This is a genomic window from Synechococcus lacustris str. Tous (assembly GCF_003011125.1).
In the GTDB taxonomy this organism is placed as follows: Bacteria; Cyanobacteriota; Cyanobacteriia; order PCC-6307; family Cyanobiaceae; genus Synechococcus_D; species Synechococcus_D lacustris.
This window is the reverse complement of sequence record NZ_PXVC01000048.1, coordinates 1-16787: the sequence shown is the minus strand read 5'-3', so window position 1 is coordinate 16787 and position 16787 is coordinate 1. Positions and strand designations below refer to the sequence as shown.

Here is a 16787-nt window from a genome sequence, read left to right as displayed (position 1 = left end):
CTGGTGGGCCCCTTGCCCGCCCCTGAACCCCTGCCGCAGCCGCCCCAGGGCCTTTCCCTGGAGGGGCCAGTTCCCACCGCCTGGCAAACCCGTTGCATCAGCGCCAACGGCGTGGTGGGCAATCCCAATGGGGCTAGCGCTGGGGAGGGCGAATTGCTGTTAAGGGGGTTAGTAGAGGGCTGGTGTGAGCTTTTCCAAAGCCTCGTTCAAAGCAGGTGGCCCCAATTACCCTCGGAGCTAAGTACAGTGCAGCGTCATACCTTTGCTACTAAGCCGTAATGGCAAGCTCCGTGCTGGTTCCCTCTATTGCAGATGGCTTGCCTGATTTCAGCAGCGAGGCATACAAATCCGCCTACAGCCGCATAAAYGCGATCGTTATCGAAGGTGAGCAGGAAGCCCACGACAACTACATCTCCTTAGGCAGCTTGATACCCACCCAGGTTGAGGAATTGGCTCAGTTGGCCCGCATGGAGCTCAAGCACATGAAGGGTTTTCAAGCCTGCGGTAAAAATTTGGGGGTTGAGGCAGACATGGCCTTTGCTAAAACGTTTTTTGCRCCATTRCACAACAACTTCAAGCAAGCCTTGGCGGCAAATCAGGTTGTTACCTGCCTGGTGATCCAGGCCCTGATGATTGAAGCATTTGCCATTGCCGCTTATCACATCTATATCCCAGTGGCCGACCCATTTGCGCGCAAAATAACCGAAGGGGTGGTGAAGGATGAATACACCCATCTCAACTATGGCCAGGAATGGCTGAAGGCAAATTTTGAAKCCAGCCGCAGTGAAATCGAGCAGGCAAATCGCACAAACCTGCCGATCATTCGCCGCATGTTGGAGCAGGTTGCAAACGATGCAGCCGAACTTCACATGGAAAAGGAAAGTTTGATTGAGGATTTCTTGATCGCTTACCAAGAAGCCTTGATGGAGATCGGTTTTAGCCCCCGCGATCTGGCCCGCATGAGTGCAGCGGCCCTTGTGTCCTAGGTGTTGCTTTCYGCCTCTTGGTGTCGTGGGACACTATTGAACAATTCAATGCCCGCACCCTGTGCTGGTGGGCAAAGGGAATAGAACATGTTTGGTTTGATCGGTCACTCAAGCAGTTTCAGTGAGGCACGCCTCAAGGCCCGCGACCTGGGCTTTGAAGACCTTGCCGATGGGGAACTTGATATTTGGTGCAGCGCACCGCCCCAGCTGCTTGAAACATTTGAAGTAACAAGTAATACCGGTAAAACAATCCAAGGCACCTACATAGATTCTTGCTTTGTGCCTGAAATGCTCAGCCGTTTTAAAACGGCCACGCGCAAGGTACAAAACGCTATGGAATTGGCTCAAAAAAGAGGTATYAATATCACYGCGTTAGGTGGATTTACCTCAATTATTTTTGAGAATTTCAACCTTGCTAAATTTCAACAAATTCGATCCACCCTTCTGCAGTGGGAGCGTTTCACCACCGGTAACACCCACACCGCCTGGGTTATCTGCCGCCAGGTAGAACAAAATGCCCCTTTGATGGGCATCGATCTAGCAAAAGCGCGGGTGGCTGTGGTGGGTGCCACCGGCGATATCGGCAGTGCGGTTTGCCGTTGGTTGAGCCGCCGCAGCGGTGTGGCTGATTTGCTTTTGGTGGCCCGCCAGCAGCAAAGGCTCAACGACCTGCGCACGGARCTCGGCGGCGGTGAAGTTCTTTCCCTGGAGGAGGCACTGCCTGAGGCTGATGTGGTGGTGTGGGTTGCTTCTCTGCCCCAAACCCTCACGATCGATTCAGCCAGTTTGCGAAAGCCTTGTTTGATGATTGATGGSGGCTACCCAAAAAATTTGGATGGCAAGGTTAACTCCCCCCATGTGAATGTGCTGAAGGGTGGGATTGTTGAATTTGCCCGAGATATTGGCTGGCAAATGATGGAAATGGCAGAAATGGCTAACCCGCGTCGCCAGTTGTTTGCCTGTTTTGCTGAGGCAATGCTGCTTGAATTTGAAGATTGGCATACTAATTTCAGCTGGGGTCGCAACAACATCACCCTCGAGGCGATGGAACAGATAGGTGCAGCATCAATCCGCCACGGATTTTCTGTATTGGGATTGGAAGCAGCATCAATTTCACCCCTGCCAATTGCAGCTTGAAGACCATGGCTGTGCGTCGTTTCCTCCTGGATTTTGAAAAGCCCTTGGTGGATTTGGAGGAACAGATTGATCAAATTCGCCAGTTAGCCCGCGATTCAGAGGTGGATGTAAGCCAGCAATTGCTGCAGCTTGAAACCCTGGCTGCCCGCCGCCGTCAAGACATCTTTGGYTCCCTCACGCCAGCCCAAAAAATCCAGGTGGCCCGCCATCCCCATCGGCCCAGTTGCCTCGATTACATCCAAGTAATTAGTGAAAAATGGATCGAACTCCACGGTGACCGTTGCGGTTCAGATGATCAGGCCCTAGTTGGCGGTTTAGGCCAACTTGGCGAACAGCCGGTGATGTTCCTTGGCCATCAAAAGGGTCGTGATACGAAAGAAAATGTGGCACGTAATTTTGGGATGGCATCCCCCGGCGGCTATCGCAAAGCGCTGAGGTTGATGCGCCATGCCGATCGCTTCAATCTGCCAGTTATTTGCTTTATCGATACCCCAGGGGCCTATGCAGGCCTCAAGGCGGAGGAATTGGGTCAAGGGGAAGCAATYGCAGTGAACTTGCGCGAGATGTTTGGTTTGCGCGTGCCTGTAATTGCCACGGTGATTGGCGAGGGCGGCTCTGGCGGGGCCTTGGGGATTGGTGTGGCAGATCGCCTAATGATGTTTGAACATTCCGTTTACACCGTTGCCAGCCCAGAGGCCTGTGCCTCAATCCTTTGGCGTGATGCCGCCAAAGCCTCTACCGCCGCTGAGGCCCTTAARATCACCGCCCGCGACTTGAGTCAGCTGGGCATTGTTGATCGCATCTTGCCGGAACCCTCAGGGGGAAACCATTGGGCTCCCTTGCAGGCRGCGGAAACACTGCGGTTGGCTTTGCTAGAGGAGCTGGAAGCGTTATTTAGCCTGGAACCAGAGCTATTGCTTGAGCAGCGCTACGCAAAATATCGGGCCATCGGCAGGGTTCTTGAGGATTCAGCCGAGCACGCAATCGACGCCATAAAGGCTTAGAATTTCTTTAGGTTTCAACTTTTGGTTGCAACCTTCCCTCCCTGCTTGTGATCACTTGCAGAAAACTGCCCTCATTACTGGGGCCTCCCGGGGCATTGGTGCCACCACTGCCAAAACATTTGCCGCTGCTGGTTGGAATCTGCAGTTGATGGCCCGCTCCGAGGCGGAGCTTRAAGCTGTTTCTCAAGATTGCCGCTCAGCTGAAGTTGATGTTTTTTSTGCCTGCGTTGATTTAACTGATCCTCACCAGGTAAATCCTGGTTTACAGCAATTGATAGGCGCCGGGGGGATACCTTCAGTGCTGATCAAYAATGCTGGMGCTGCCCTCACCGCACCATTAGCTGRMACCAGTTTGGAACAGTGGCAATGGTTGTTGCAACTGAACCTCACCAGTGTTTTTCAACTTTGCAATGCCCTGCTSCCTGGCCTTAGGGCCCAAGGCGGTGGCTTGATCATCAACATCAGTAGCCATGCCGCCCGTAAAACATTTGCCGGATGGGGTGCCTATAGCACCACTAAGGCAGCGTTAGCGGCCTTCAGCCGCTGTTTGGCTGAAGAGGAGGGCAGCCACGGCATAAGGGTATCCACGCTTACGCTTGGTTCAGTRAACACTCCGCTTTGGGATAGTCCTACCGTTCAGGCCGCCTTTGATCGCCAGGCAATGCTCACCCAAGAAATGGTGGCAAATACCTTGCTTCAAATGGCTCAAACCCCACCCCAGCTCCTGCTGGAAGATTTAACCCTCATGCCCGCCTCCGGCGCCTTTTGAGTTCCATGACAGCCCTAAACGACCTAAGCCCAATTCTTACTAACGGCTCATCCCTTGGGATTAGCAAYGCTTCATCCASCTCAATATCAGTGCTTCCCCGCACGATTAGCGAAATCATTCGGGCCCGCCTCGATGCTGCTGGTGTGCCCTAYCTTGCAAACGATAATGTTGCTGATTACCTGTTAGAGGGTGAATTAGATCTGCTCCAAAAGGAGGTGGCCGATAGGGTTAGGGATTTGTTGGTTAGCCTACTGATCGACATTGAAAACGACCACAACACGCAAGAAACGGCAGAGCGTGTGGCAAAGATGTATTTGCACGAGGTATTCAAAGGTAGATATCATCAGCAACCTAAAATAGCCAGCTTCCCAAATGTGAAGCAGCTTGATGAGATTTACACAGTGGGACCAATCAGCGTTCGTTCCGCCTGCTCCCATCACCTGGTTCCGATTTTAGGCAACTGCTGGATCGGCATAAAACCGGGTGAAAGAGTTATCGGACTCAGCAAATTTGCTCGTGTTGTTGATTGGGTGTTTTCAAGACCCCACATTCAAGAGGAAGCGGTGATGATCCTTGCCGATGAAATCGAGCGCCTCTGTAAACCCCAAGGTTTAGCAATCCTTGTGAAGGCTCAGCACTACTGCATGAAGTGGCGCGGCGTAAAGGAACCACAAACAAGCATGGTYAATTCAATTGTGAGGGGCGATTTTCGCCATKATCCAAGCTTAAAAGCTGAGTTTTTTGAACTGGTAAAACAACAGGAATCGGTTTTAGGCTAATTTTTTAATTATATCAAGCAATATTTTTATTTTTTCAATATTTTTAATGCCGGGAAAGTTCTCAACGGAACTTGAGGCGTCTATGCCATAGGGTTTTAAACCAATGCCCTCAAGATCTTTGAGGGCATTTTCTACATTGCTGGCCCCCATGCCCCCAGCTAACCACCAGGGGCATGGGGGCTTAAACCCAGCCAGCCAGTTCAGGGGCAAGCTATGGCCAGTGCCACCATATTGATCGGGCACATGGGGTTCCAAAAGTATTTTTTCAACAACGTTTGCGTAAGCACCGATTTGATTTAAATCAGCGCTGGAGCGCAAGCGCAGCGCTTTCCAAATTGGTATTTTCAGCTCGTTTTGTAATTCAGCGCAACGCTCAACCGATTCATCGCCGTGCAATTGCAGGCATTGGTGCCCCGCCTCTGGCCTGAGTTCATCAAGTTGATCGTTGCTGGGATTTACCAGCACCAAAACCCTCAACACCGAAGGGTTTGCTGTGGCTACCGCTCCCCATAGCTCCAATCGTTTAGCCGCTGGTARGAAACGGGCAGAATTTGTAGCTGCRATCACCCCTAAGGCATCAACACCCATCTCTGCCACTGCCGCCGCCTGGGCTGGGCTGGTTAAACCGCAAATTTTTAATTTCATAGCTGCCATCCCTAGGTTTCTAGGATGGCGAGATACCACGCAAGCTGCGCCAGGTGATTAGAGCCCAAGGCTGGCGTTTATTCCGCTTGGCCGGAATTCCCATCCATATCCATCCCAGTTGGTTGGTGGTGTTGGCTTTGGCCTCACTGCTTTTTCAGCAACAGTTCGCTGGCAATTTGGTTGCTGGTTTTTGCACCGCCTTGCTTTTGTTTATCTCGGTGCTGCTCCATGAATTGGGCCATTCCCTGGTGGCCCTGCAGCTGGGGGTGAAGGTGAACAGCATCACCCTCTTCATGCTTGGCGGCGTTGCCAGTGTTGAACGCGACCCACCAACGCCCATGGGTGCCTTTGCCGTGGCGGCCGCGGGGCCTCTGGTGAGCCTTGCGCTCGCCCTATTGCTGTTTCTKAGCATCCATCCCCTAAGCCATGGCCTCCAACCATTACCGGTGGCGGCCCAAATAGCTGAGGAATTGGCCCAGCTCAATTTGGTGTTGGCTTTATTCAACCTTTTGCCTGGTTTACCCCTTGATGGCGGCCAAATCATTAAGGCGCTCGTGTGGCAATTCAGCGGCAGTAGGGAAAARGGCGTGCGCATTGCCACTTTTTCCGGGCAAATATTGGCATGGACAGCAATTTTGGCTGGCGCCTATTTGTTTTTCAAGGGTGGTTCCTTTGCCAGCATTTGGCTCATGTTGTTGGGTTGGTTTGGCCTTGGCGCTTCCCGTAATCAATTGCAGCTGCTTGCTTTGCAACGGGCACTGCAGCAATTGCAGGTGAAGGATGCAGCCGGTAGGCGCTTGCGGGTGCTGGAGCCAGCTGCCAGTTTGCGCAAGCTGAGTGAGATGCGTTTAGCCAATGATTCGCCYAGGCCCGATTGGGTTTTACTTTGCGAAGCTGGTCGTTGGCAGGGTTATRTCGATGAYGAACCCCTCAAGGCAATWCCAGTACAAAGATGGGATCAGGAACGCTTGGGCGACCATCAAAAACCTTTGGCAGAGCTTGCCTCCATCGCTGAAAATGCCCCCCTGTGGCAGGCGGTGCTCGCATTAGAAAAAAGTGCCCASGGTMGGTTGTTGGTTTTAAGCCCAGCKGGTTTACCAACCGCCACCCTTGAAAGGTCGGATTTATCTGAGGCTGTATTGCGTCGCTTATCGCTGCGCTTGCCCCARCAGTTGTTGGAACAGGCCCGCCGCCAGGGTGGCTACCCAATGGGGTTGTCGCTTGCACCGATCGCCGAGAGCGTGGCCGCACTWCCTGAGGTGAGGGCAGCCTCAGGCCAGGGCAGCGCTAGGGGTTGATTTCTAAATAGCCAGCCCTGGGCCTGCTCSAATAAAGCCGCCTCTAGGGCCTCACTTGTAATTGTTTCTGGTAGTGGYGGCGGCGGWTCTTGYTGAAAGAGCTGCTGCCAAAGTTGTTTTTGGGGTCGCAACTGGATTGARCCGTGTTGCAGCAGGCTGCCCCTACGCCATAACTGGGCGCTGCCAATYCTTTTATTGCCGCCTTGATCTATCAAATCAGCGGCGGTGGCATTGGCAAAACAATGGCCTGGATTTGCGCTTTGGTTTTGCTCGCCATGGTTCAGCTCTTGCCCCAATTGCTGCAACGCTTGGCTTAGCCATTGGTTTAGGCATTCGTAACTAAGGCGCCGGCCCCGGGGTGGTCGGGCAAGGGCAATTGCGTAACAGAGATCTGATCCATGTAAAACAGAGCTGCCACCGCTGGGGCGCTGCACCACTTCTATGGCGCATTTTGAGCTTGGCCAAACTTGATGGCGYCCAATCGACAGGCAGGTTTCTTKCCAGCGATAAAAACGTACTAAGGCYTCAACACCAAGGCCATGCAATTTATTTTGGTTCATATCAACTTGATCCAACATCCAAAGATCAAGCGCCATCTGCTGTTCCCCAGGGGCGATCAAGCTGGGCATTAAGGCCCATTGGGTACCAGCAATCAGCGAGGCTGGGGGGGCAGCAGAACTCGGCCTAGGGAAATGCTCCAGTTGTTGATTTTGCTGCCACTGGGAATTTTGGCTGGTTTATTGGCTGGMTTGCTTGGCATYGGCGGYGGTTTGGTGTTTTCACCACTTTTGTTGTGGTTGGGTTTGAGCCCCCATCAGGCCCTTGCCACTAGCACCTTGGCGATTGTGCCAACCACTGCCGGTGGCAGCTGGGCCCATCTGCGGCGAGGTTTGCTGCCCTGGCCATCAGCYATGGCAATTGGATCRGGCGCCCTTGTTTTTGGAGTGTTGTTTGGGCRCCTCAGTGGTGTGCTGCAGCCGTGGCAATTATTGGCAGCTCAAGCTCTGATGTATGGAGTKTTAGCKCTACTTATAAAAGCTGGAGATTCAAACTCAAATGRGCTTGATTGCCATGGAGCTCAACCAATAGTTGGTTTATTACTGGTGGGTGCAGTGGCAGGTATGGCCGGTGGCTTAATCGGGTTRGGCGGTGGATTAGTGATGGTTCCGATAATGGTGAATGCCCTGCGATTGCCCATTCATTTGGCGATACGGCTCAGTACCTTTGCGGTGCTTTGCGCTTCCACTGCAGCCGGGTTGTTGTTTGTGCTTGCAGGACGCGGCGATTTGTCTGCAGCCCTTTTATTGGGCTTATCTGCAGCTGTTGGCGCCCGCTGGTCGGCAGCGCGCTTGCAGCGGGTAGCTCCAGCTAAACTCGCCTTAATGCTGCGTTTACTTACGTTCTTTTTAGCCATAGATAGCGCGAGAAGGGCGCTGATGCTATTSTTWKRCMCATGAACCAAACCAGCCTAAAAGTTGTTCTTGCAGTATTTTTATTGCTCGGAGCATTAGTTGCATTCACTGATMTTGAAATTGGTTTGGTTAAGTGGGTTAGCTGTGGCCCCTTCTCCACCCAATCTGAAGATCGCAGTGAGTTGTGTCGTAAATRAAAATCTAATTATTCGCCGGCATGTTTATTGATTATCTGCTGGCCAAAAACTTTGATCTAGTTCATAACCTATAACTTCAACCATTCTACTCAGATTTGGCCTGATCAAATAGCCATGCATCTGGCTCCAGTGATCCAATAGAAATAAACGATGACTCACCCAAAGGCTTAGGGCATCATCATTGAATTTTATGCCCTCTGTTTTGCTGAAACTATGGGGTATWAGCATGGCTATGTGTCTGCTGAGTTGGCCGCTACTGCGTTCAAGTAKKAGTGGTAGCCATGGGCAAAGGGCATCTGCCCTCAGGCTCCAAAGCCTGCATTCAGGTATTTCACTAAGTTCCCTTGGGTCATCTTCACGGSTGGGCCATTTRAGATTGAGGCATAGTTTTGCTTCYAGCTTCAAKAGATCAGCCACCGGTAGATTCCAAATGGATTCAAGGCTGCTTAGATCAAGTTTTTCTATTTGTRTCGCCGRGATCTCTAAACTAGTTGTTTCATTCATGCGCTTACCCTCGCCACCCTTTGGCTCACATTAACGGCATGGTCTGCCATTCTTTCAATACATCTCAGCACTAAAACCAGTAATAGTGATGCTTCAAAGCTGGCTGMAGTTGTTGGCACTGGATCCATTAATTGCTCGAGCAACAGCTCGTAATCAGAATCAACCAAATCATCAAAATTCTGCAACCTGGCCCCTGCGCTGCCATCATCCTCGCTTACGCAATCAAGGGCTAGGGCCAAMAGGGAGCGGCAGCGATCRAGCATTGTAAGAATGGCATCCCGCTGCGGTAGTGGTTGGGAAGGAAGCAATCTTTCACCCAATTCAGCTAATTCTTTGCAGTAATCACCAATACGTTCAAGGTCGCGCACACAATGGATATAGCTCAAAACCTCCCGTACCTGTTGCTGCGGAAGAACTTTGGCTGTTAATAATTGAGTGCAATTATTTTCAAGTTCATGGTAGAGAATATCAATTTGATCATCACCTCGGCGTATTTGAGGCGCCGCCTCCATATCGGCAACAGCAAGCACAGATCGAGCTAGCACAGCGGATTCCTCCACCATGGAGCCAAGCCTCAATAGCTTTTGCTTCAAGCTGTTCAAAGCAAGGTATTCGGGCCCWGGGGMGCTATGGCCAGCCCGTTGCAGGCGCCTCCAGGCGGTGATGCTCAAGGCACAAAAGCTTTATATGAAAGGATTTTATGGCACCAACGGCGCTAAGAGCTGTTACGGGGCCAACCTTTTGGCAATTGATTAGGCAAGAATGGAATGGTTTGCTGGAGCTCCGTGGTTACTGCTGTTTCCCAGGCCGAGATCTACATCGCCTTAATTGTGGCCCTGCACGGTGCGGTGCTCGCCATGCGCCTCTGCGTAAGCCTTTACAGGTCTTGATTCAGTTGCTAAAAGCGGGGGGTGTGGATTTTTTAGGTGCGTTCCGGCTCCCATTTGCGCCCCCTGGCTGATCAGGCYGCTCCAGTTGTGCTCCCCTCCAGCGCTTCGATTGCGAGGGAAGAGCTGATGTTCGCCAGCTTGGGGCTGTTTTTAAAAACAGCAGGTATTTTGCTGGCGGTTGTTACCTTGGCCAAACTGGCCCTTGCCCATCAGCACCGCCTAGACCGCCACGGCGAAATCCAAGCTGTTTTACAGCTGCAGCTTGATCGCTTGCAAAAACAACAGGTGCAACTCGATCGGCTCTTTTCCAGTGATGGCCAACAGGTGGTGTTTCAGCAGGAACAACAATGGATTGCCCCTAACCGTCGYCGCATTGTTTGGTCGCCGGCCCCCTGAATTTTCTTAATTACCTTTTTTAATGACTAGCACCGCTGCCGCCAATTCCGATGACCGGCTAGCCATTGTTACCGGTGCCTCATCTGGGGTGGGCCTATGGGCAACAAGAGCKTTGCTTGAGCATGGCTTCACGGTTGTTATGGCCGTTAGGGATACAACAAAAGCTCAGGTGTCTGCAGCGGCTTTGGGTTTGCCTGCTAGGCGGCTTATCCACCTGCCACTGGAATTAGCTGATCTAGATAAAGTTAGGGAATTYGTTCAAGCTTTTCGGGSATTAGATMGACCCCTTAGTGCTCTTGTTATTAATGCAGCTGTTTATAAGCCACTATTGAAGCAGCCGGAATGGAGYGCCCAGGGTTATGAATTAACAATGGCCACCAAYCATTTGGGCCATTTTTTACTTACTCGCTTATTGCTAGAAGATTTAGCTAAGCATTCAWTAGCCGATCGCCGTGTGGTAACYCTCGGCACRGTKACGGCTAATTCCAGTGAGCTTGGAGGCAAGATACCAATTCCTGCCCCTGCYGATTTGGGTGATCTWAGTGGATTTGAGCAGGGCTTTAAGGATCCGATCGCCATGGCAAGYGGTAAGGAATTTAAGCCAGGCAAGGCCTATAAAGATAGTAAATTGTGCAACATGATCACCAGYTTGGAATTGCATAGGCGWTTCCATCAAACCACTGGYATTACCTTTAGCTCCCTCTATCCAGGTTGCGTTGCTGATAGCCCCTTATTTCGCCATAGCTTCCCTGCGTTTCAGCGAATATTTCCATGGTTTCAGAAAAATATCACCGGTGGTTATGTAAGCCAAGAGCTGGCTGGTGAACGRGTGGCAAAGGTGGTGACAGGTTTRGATTTCAGCGCCTCAGGTGTTCATTGGAGTTGGGGCAATAGGCAAAAAAAAGATCGGCTTCAATTTGAGCAGGAATTATCAAATAAAGTTACTGATTCCGCTACGGCAGAAAGGGTTTGGCAACTTTCCAGTGCCTTAGTGGGTTTGGATTAATAACTAACTAACTAATTAACTAACTGCCTGGTAAAGCCCTTAAGGCTTCGTTTGAGCCCATCACCACAAGCAATTCATTCGCCTCTAAAATGTGGGAAGCGGGTGGATTAACTAATAAATTACCAGTGGGCCCTGCAGCCAGCACGTTTACATTGTAATGCTTGCGCATATTTATTTCCCGCAGGGATTTACCAACAAAAACGTTTGGAATTTTAATTTCTTCAATGCTGTTGCGATCGTCGAGCCTGAGTTGCTCTAGCAGGTTTGGCCTCACCAGTTCCATTCCTAGGCGCCTGCCTTGCATTTTCGATGGAAAAACAACACGATCTGCACCAACTCGCTCCAACATTTTTTGGTGTAGATCACTGGTGGCGCGGGCGATCACTTGTTTTACCTTTGTGCCAGGGGAGTCTTTACAGATCAAAGYGGCAGTAATACTTGCTTCTATTGGTTCGCTAATGGCAACAACAACCGTTGCTAGTTCAAGCACTCCMGCAGCYCKCATGGCTTCCTCATCGGTGCAATCMACMACKCGGCTTTCGATCGAGGMATCGARCTGRCGYAATTCATCGATTGCCYTTTGGCTTGAATCAATGGCTAAAACCTCTGCMCCTGAGCGCAGCAGTTCAGCGCAAACGGAGGAACCAAACCGTCCCACACCCACCACAGCAAAGGCSCCRGGYTCGCCGCTTGCGCTCCACTGCCACCAAGTACCCATGTTTGAAGATTGAGCTKYCATATATCTACTCTAAAAGCTCACACATAAAGATCTTCTTTGGGATAACCCACCCTGCTTTCAGCTTGGCTGCCGTAGATGGCAGTTAGTAAAAGCAGAATSCCAATTCTGCCAACAAACATGCCAACCATYAGCACCAGCTGGCCCCAGCGGCTTAAATTTGCCGTAACTCCAAGATCYAARCCAACCGTGCCGAAGGCGGAAACACAGGTAAAAAGYTTTTCAAGAAAACTGTAATTCTGGTGCCCCGGAAGCCCCAAGGAGGTGGGAGCAATACCCAATAATAATGCCATCATCACTACAAATAATAATGAGGCTATCGTTGCACCCACTGCCCTAAATACCGTGCGATCTGGTATCAAGCGGCGATGGATTAACACATTTTCTCTACCTTGAAGTGTGGAGCGGGTAGTAGCCATTAAAATGGCAAAAGTAGTGGTTTTAATGCCGCCACCTGTGCCTCCTGGGCTGGCACCAATAAACATTAAAACAATCATTAATAGCAGCCCAGCATCGGTGATTGTTTCGGCAGATAATGGAATTGTGTTAAAGCCAGCTGTGCGAGTGGTGATTGATTGAAATAAACTTATTTGAATCTTTTGTAAAAATGAAAAYTKTGAAATRGCTCCAGCCTCTAGGCCAAAATGTTCTGTAAARATCAAGCCTAAGCAGCCCAMAAYTATTAAAGCAACTGTGGTGCGCAGCACTAAACGGGTGTGCAAACTTAAGTGCCTATGGCTTGAAAACCGCTTGCGGTTTACCCAGATGTCGTTGCTAACCCACCAGCCAATACCTCCGATTACAATCATCAAAGCGATCACAACATTCACCACAGTGTTATCGCGATAGGCYTCAAGATTTTTAGCCCATAGGCCAAAGCCTGCATTGTTATAGGCGCTAATYACATGAAATATTGATGCCCAWAGGCGGGCRGCTGGATTTTGGATATCATTAAAACCAAAGAAATAAAGCACCGCAGCACCCAAACCCATCACCCATGCRGCGCAGATCAAAATTCCCTTAAAGGTGGGGCCRATGCCACCAACGCCAAATTCATCCAAGGCGCGACCTTTATCTAAACGCTGCCTTAGGCCTGAACGGCCTTGCACAAAACCCTGCAAAAAAGTTGTTATGGCCATTAAACCTAGGCCGCCAGTAAGAATTAAACCCGCYAAYACAATTTGGCCAATTAAGGTGAGATCACGATCCACAACTATTATTGATAAGCCTGTAACTGTTATTGCCGAAGTTACAGTGAATAAAGCCTGCCATAGGCCCACTTCATCRCTKGAACACCARGGTGATGCCAGTAGAAATGTTCCAATCACAATCACWATWAAGCCCGTTATYAYWGTGAATTGGGGCACCGTTAAACGATCGCGCCAGTGAGCAAGCACTGAAAGGAATTTGGCGTTCACTATTGTGGAKGRGAAGCGCAAATTTGWTTTGTCTCGCCCCCAAAGCTTAAGCAGCCACAGTCTCACCCCTGAGCAGTGTTTTSAGGAGCTCGGYAGCTCCAGTAGCGGGCTTAGCACTGCCGAGGCGGCCCGCCGTTTTGCTGATGCTGGGCCCAATCGCTTGGAACTTGCCAAGGGGCGCAGCACTWTGCAGATCCTTTGGGATCAGTTCAGCAATGTGATGCTTTTGATGCTGCTGGCTGTGGCTGCGGTGTCGGCGGCGGTGGCTATCCATAAAGGCGTTTTTCCCAAAGATGCAATTGCGATCTTGGTGATAGTTGGCCTCAATGGGCTGCTCGGTTATTTGCARGAAAGCAAAGCGCAACAGGCATTGCTTGCCCTTAGAAAYATGGCCCAACCCATGGTGCAGGTGCGCCGCAATGCCGAGTGGCAGCGTTTGCCCAGTGAGGAATTGGTGCTGGGTGATTTGATTCGCCTTGAAGCAGGTGATCGGGTGCCTGCAGATGCWCGGCTGGTGGAAGTGGCGGAGCTTGGYGTTCGAGAAGCGGCCCTCACTGGTGARGCGGARGCGGTTTTCAAGCARGCAAACCTGATYCTTGATGCMTCCACCCCTTTGCTGGAGCGTCAAAACTGCTTATTTCAGGGCACCGAAGTGGTGCGCGGCCGCGGGGTTGCGGTGGTTACAGCCACGGCAATGGCCACTGAACTGGGCCAAATAGCAGAACTGATCAACACCGCAGGTGGAGAGAGCACTCCCTTGCAGGAACGATTGGATGGTTTGGCAAAAGTGCTTGTTATCAGCGCCCTSGCATTGGTGGCGGTGGTGATGTTGCTTGGCCTTTTGTTGGGCCAATCGCTGCTCAATTTGCTTGAGGTGTCTTTGTCGATGGCAGTGGCGATCGTGCCTGAGGGCCTTCCCGCTGTGATCACGGTMACCCTTGCCATCGGCACYCARCGGATGGTTAAACGAGCCGCTTTGATCCGGCGTTTGCCAGCAGTGGAGGCGCTTGGATCWGTAACTGTGATCTGTTCCGATAAAACCGGAACCCTCACCCAAAACCGYCAAGTGGTGCAGGAATTGCGCTTGGGCACCGAATGCATCGCTGTTGCGGGCCTGGGCTATTCCCCCCAAGGTGMATTAAMCAGCCAMCTGCTAGCACCACCCCCAGGCGCTACCCCTGGCAGCTTCGTTGGTGCACGCCAATTGCTGTTAAAAGCCGGTGTGTTGTGCAGTGATGCGGAATTGAAACAGAATTCCGATGGCAACTGGGAAATCCTTGGCGATCCCACTGAGGGGGCTYTAGTTGTTGTTGCYGCTAAAGACGGCATTGATGGCTTTGCCTTACGCAGCCATTTCAATAGATTTGCAGAAATACCCTTTAGTTCTGAACGGCAGTTGATGGCCGTTTGGATCAACGACCCCAGCGGTAAYTTGCAAGCTCCCCTCGGTGCTGCCGCTGATGGCTCAACCCAACTATTAATTAGTAAAGGTGCCCCTGAGGTGATCATCTCCAACTGCAGCCGTTGGATTGATGGTTCTGGTGCGCTTCCCCTTAGCCAAGAGCAGCAGCAATGGTGGCTTGAGCAGGCTCGCGCCCTAGCGGCCCAGGGCCTGCGGGTGCTTGCTTTTGCCTGTGCCCCCCACCATCAAAGCCCTGATCATCCTTTAGATGAACAGGTTTTGTTGGGGCTTATGGCCCAGCTGGATCCGGCCCGGCCGGAGGTGATTAAGGCGATCGCCACCTGCAAACATGCCGGCATCCGTCCCGTGATGATCACTGGCGACCATCCCCTCACGGCAAAAGCGATTGGTTCGGGTATTGGCCTTTGTGAGCCTGATGGCCAAGTGGTTTTAGGCCGTGAGCTGGAAGCGGCCAGCGACGAAAAGCTGCGTGAATTGGTTATGCAATGCAGTGTTTATGCCCGGGTGCCGCCTGAGCAGAAATTGCGCATCGTTAAAGCGCTGCAGGCCAATGGTCAAGTGGTGGCGATGACAGGTGATGGTGTGAACGACGCCCCAGCYTTAAAGCAGGCCCACATCGGTGTGGCAATGGGTATTACTGGCACTGAAGTTAGTAAGGAAGCAGCCGATATGGTTCTGCTMGACGACAACTTCGCCACCATTGTTAGCGCTGTTGAGGAAGGTCGCCTTGTTTATGCAAATATCCGCCGGTTTGTTAAATACATTCTCGGCAGCAATGTGGGGGAGCTGATCACWATTGCTTCTGCCCCCCTGCTGGGTTTGGTKGGRGTTCCCCTCACGCCCCTGCAGATCCTTTGGATGAATTTGGTTACCGATGGCGTGCCAGCCCTTGCCCTTGCCCTTGAGCCTGGGGAAAAGGGCTTGATGGATAGGGCCCCAGCGGAACCGGGTGAATCGATTTTTGCCCGTGGCATCGGTYGCTACATCCTGCGGGTTGGTGTGATTTTTGCCTTGATTGTGATCGCTTTGATGTTCTATGCGGCTCGCCATGACGCGCCATGGGAAACGATGGTTTTCACCACGCTCTGCCTAGCTCAAATGGGCCACGCCCTCTCTGCCCGCAGTGATCTACCGCTTTTCCAAGTTSCGCCTTTCTCCAACCCTTGGTTGATMTGGGCAGTGCTTCTTACATCCGGGTTGCAACTTCTATTGCTTTATGTGCCATGGCTTTCGAATTTCTTTGGCACCACAGCCCTAAGTGGCCATGATCTACTGATCTGCGTGGGCTTTAGTTTTCTGTTCTTCCTGTATTTAGAACTGGAAAAGATTTGGAAGCAATGGCGCCAAAAAGTTGCAGCCCATAGTTAATTAGGCGATTCATATGGCATGGCATCCGCATCTCTGGCACCCCACCACCCAGGTGGCCACCAGCCAGGAACCTCTGAGGGTKCAGTCGGCACGCGGCAGTGAGCTGGAGCTCAGCGATGGGAGAAGGCTGATCGACGCCATCAGCAGCTGGTGGGTAACACTTCATGGCCATGGGGAACCAACAATTGCCGCAGCAATTGCCCGCCAGGCCCATGTGTTGGAGCAGGTGATCTTCGCCAATTTCAGCCACGAACCCGCCGAGCAGCTGGCCACTCGGCTCAGCGCCCTCACCGGGCTGCAGCGCCTGTTTTTCTCAGATAATGGCTCCACTGCCGTGGAGGTGGCCCTCAAGATCGCCTGGCAGTGGTGGCGTAATCAAGGCAGTGATCGCCATCAACTAATCGCCTTTGAGGGTGCCTATCACGGCGACACCTTTGGTGCCATGGCCCTTGGTGATCGCTCCCTATTTACCCAGCCCTATGGCGAATTACTTTTTGATGTTGCCCGTGTGGCTTGGCCCCACAGCCACTGGCACAACGACAGCGTTGAAGAGCGGGAACAGCAGGCCCTTGGCCAGCTTGAGCTGGCACTGGAGACACCCACAGTAGCGGTGATTTTTGAGCCCCTGATCCAGGGGGCAAGTGGCATGCGCGTTGTGCGTCCAGCCTTCTTGCGGGCAGTGGCGGACAGGGTCCAGGCTGCTGGCGCGCTGCTGATCGCCGATGAGGTTTTCACCGGTTTCGGCCGCACCGGAGCCCTGTTTGCCTGCCAGAAAGCCGGTATCCAGCCCGACCTGATGGCCCTCTCTAAAGGGCTCAC

At 51.9% G+C, this 16787-nt stretch carries 18 protein-coding genes and 1 pseudogene; 13 read left to right on the top strand and 6 right to left on the bottom strand.

The features are described 5' to 3' along the window. The 6 genes from C7K08_RS15505 to folE form a co-directional block, all read left to right on the top strand. On the top strand, positions 1–279 hold a 279-nt coding region (locus tag C7K08_RS15505), incomplete at its 5' end, for a creatininase family protein (protein ID WP_423218693.1). Beyond that, positions 279–986, top strand: coding sequence for an aldehyde oxygenase (deformylating) (locus tag C7K08_RS09575; RefSeq protein ID WP_106500405.1), 708 nt, complete (start codon positions 279–281; stop codon positions 984–986). The genes C7K08_RS15505 and C7K08_RS09575, both read left to right, overlap by 1 nt. Before the next feature lie 87 nt (positions 987–1073). Then, entirely contained in the window at positions 1074–2123 is a 1050-nt protein-coding gene (locus tag C7K08_RS09570) for a long-chain acyl-[acyl-carrier-protein] reductase (RefSeq protein ID WP_106500404.1), read from the top strand. A 5-nt stretch (positions 2124–2128) separates the two neighbouring features. After that, on the top strand, positions 2129–3127 hold the full coding sequence (locus tag C7K08_RS09565; protein WP_106500403.1) for an acetyl-CoA carboxylase carboxyltransferase subunit alpha: 999 nt from the start codon (positions 2129–2131) through the stop codon (positions 3125–3127). A 55-nt stretch (positions 3128–3182) separates the two neighbouring features. Beyond that, entirely contained in the window at positions 3183–3896 is a 714-nt protein-coding gene (locus C7K08_RS09560; RefSeq protein ID WP_106500410.1) for an SDR family oxidoreductase, read from the top strand. Between the two features lie 5 nt (positions 3897–3901). Next, on the top strand, positions 3902–4675 hold the full coding sequence (gene folE, locus C7K08_RS09555; RefSeq protein WP_106500402.1) for a GTP cyclohydrolase I: 774 nt from the start codon (positions 3902–3904) through the stop codon (positions 4673–4675). Here folE and C7K08_RS09550 read toward each other — a convergent pair. Then, positions 4667–5320, bottom strand: a complete 654-nt coding sequence (locus C7K08_RS09550) for a phosphoribosylanthranilate isomerase (RefSeq protein WP_241537185.1) — start codon at positions 5318–5320, stop codon at positions 4667–4669. The two genes, folE and C7K08_RS09550, sit on opposite strands and share 9 nt — an antisense overlap. A 53-nt stretch (positions 5321–5373) precedes the next feature. Between C7K08_RS09550 and C7K08_RS09545 the strand changes: the two genes are divergently transcribed. Beyond that, the gene (locus C7K08_RS09545; protein ID WP_106500400.1) at positions 5374–6618 is read left to right on the top strand and encodes a site-2 protease family protein; all 1245 of its coding nucleotides are present in this window, start codon (positions 5374–5376) and stop codon (positions 6616–6618) included. On the opposite strand, the gene C7K08_RS09540 is transcribed toward C7K08_RS09545, so the two are convergent. Next, positions 6522–7247 carry a lipoyl protein ligase domain-containing protein gene (locus tag C7K08_RS09540; protein WP_106500399.1) on the bottom strand — a complete coding sequence of 242 codons (726 nt, stop codon included), beginning with the start codon at positions 7245–7247 and terminating at the stop codon, positions 6522–6524. The two genes, C7K08_RS09545 and C7K08_RS09540, sit on opposite strands and share 97 nt — an antisense overlap. Before the next feature lie 63 nt (positions 7248–7310). On the opposite strand from C7K08_RS09540, the pseudogene C7K08_RS09535 reads away from it, so the two are divergent. Next, positions 7311–8075 (top strand): annotated as a pseudogene (locus tag C7K08_RS09535) (sulfite exporter TauE/SafE family protein). Between the two features lie 176 nt (positions 8076–8251). On the opposite strand, the gene C7K08_RS09530 reads toward C7K08_RS09535, so the two are convergent. Both C7K08_RS09530 and C7K08_RS09525 read right to left on the bottom strand, forming a co-directional pair. Further along, complete coding sequence (locus C7K08_RS09530) at positions 8252–8731, bottom strand: CRR6 family NdhI maturation factor (RefSeq protein WP_106500398.1); 480 nt, start codon at positions 8729–8731, stop codon at positions 8252–8254. Beyond that, complete coding sequence (locus C7K08_RS09525) at positions 8728–9402, bottom strand: phosphate signaling complex PhoU family protein (RefSeq protein ID WP_106500397.1); 675 nt, start codon at positions 9400–9402, stop codon at positions 8728–8730. Before C7K08_RS09525 ends, C7K08_RS09530 begins: the two co-directional genes overlap by 4 nt. A 96-nt stretch (positions 9403–9498) precedes the next feature. Here C7K08_RS09525 and psaM point away from each other — a divergent pair, with 96 nt between their 5' ends. The 3 genes from psaM to C7K08_RS09510 are packed head-to-tail and all read left to right on the top strand — an operon-like array spanning position 9499 to position 11023. Further along, positions 9499–9621, top strand: coding sequence for a photosystem I reaction center subunit XII (psaM, locus tag C7K08_RS09520; RefSeq protein ID WP_261347741.1), 123 nt, complete (start codon positions 9499–9501; stop codon positions 9619–9621). A gap of 36 nt (positions 9622–9657) precedes the next feature. Next, positions 9658–10017 carry a hypothetical protein gene (locus C7K08_RS09515; protein ID WP_106500396.1) on the top strand — a complete coding sequence of 120 codons (360 nt, stop codon included), beginning with the start codon at positions 9658–9660 and terminating at the stop codon, positions 10015–10017. Between the two features lie 22 nt (positions 10018–10039). Further along, positions 10040–11023, top strand: a complete 984-nt coding sequence (locus C7K08_RS09510) for a protochlorophyllide reductase (protein WP_106500395.1) — start codon at positions 10040–10042, stop codon at positions 11021–11023. Between the two features lie 19 nt (positions 11024–11042). On the opposite strand, the gene C7K08_RS09505 is transcribed toward C7K08_RS09510, so the two are convergent. Both C7K08_RS09505 and C7K08_RS09500 read right to left on the bottom strand, forming a co-directional pair. Beyond that, positions 11043–11741 carry a potassium channel family protein gene (locus C7K08_RS09505; RefSeq protein WP_106500394.1) on the bottom strand — a complete coding sequence of 233 codons (699 nt, stop codon included), beginning with the start codon at positions 11739–11741 and terminating at the stop codon, positions 11043–11045. Positions 11742–11779: 38 nt separating this feature from the next. Beyond that, on the bottom strand, positions 11780–13126 hold the full coding sequence (locus tag C7K08_RS09500; RefSeq protein WP_106500408.1) for a potassium transporter TrkG: 1347 nt from the start codon (positions 13124–13126) through the stop codon (positions 11780–11782). Between the two features lie 79 nt (positions 13127–13205). On the opposite strand from C7K08_RS09500, the gene C7K08_RS09495 reads away from it, so the two are divergent. Both C7K08_RS09495 and C7K08_RS09490 read left to right on the top strand, forming a co-directional pair. Continuing rightward, entirely contained in the window at positions 13206–15968 is a 2763-nt protein-coding gene (locus C7K08_RS09495) for a cation-translocating P-type ATPase (RefSeq protein WP_106500407.1), read from the top strand. A 13-nt stretch (positions 15969–15981) separates the two neighbouring features. Continuing rightward, positions 15982–16787, top strand: an 806-nt coding sequence (locus C7K08_RS09490; RefSeq protein ID WP_117434640.1) for an aminotransferase class III-fold pyridoxal phosphate-dependent enzyme, incomplete at its 3' end; no start/stop codon positions are given.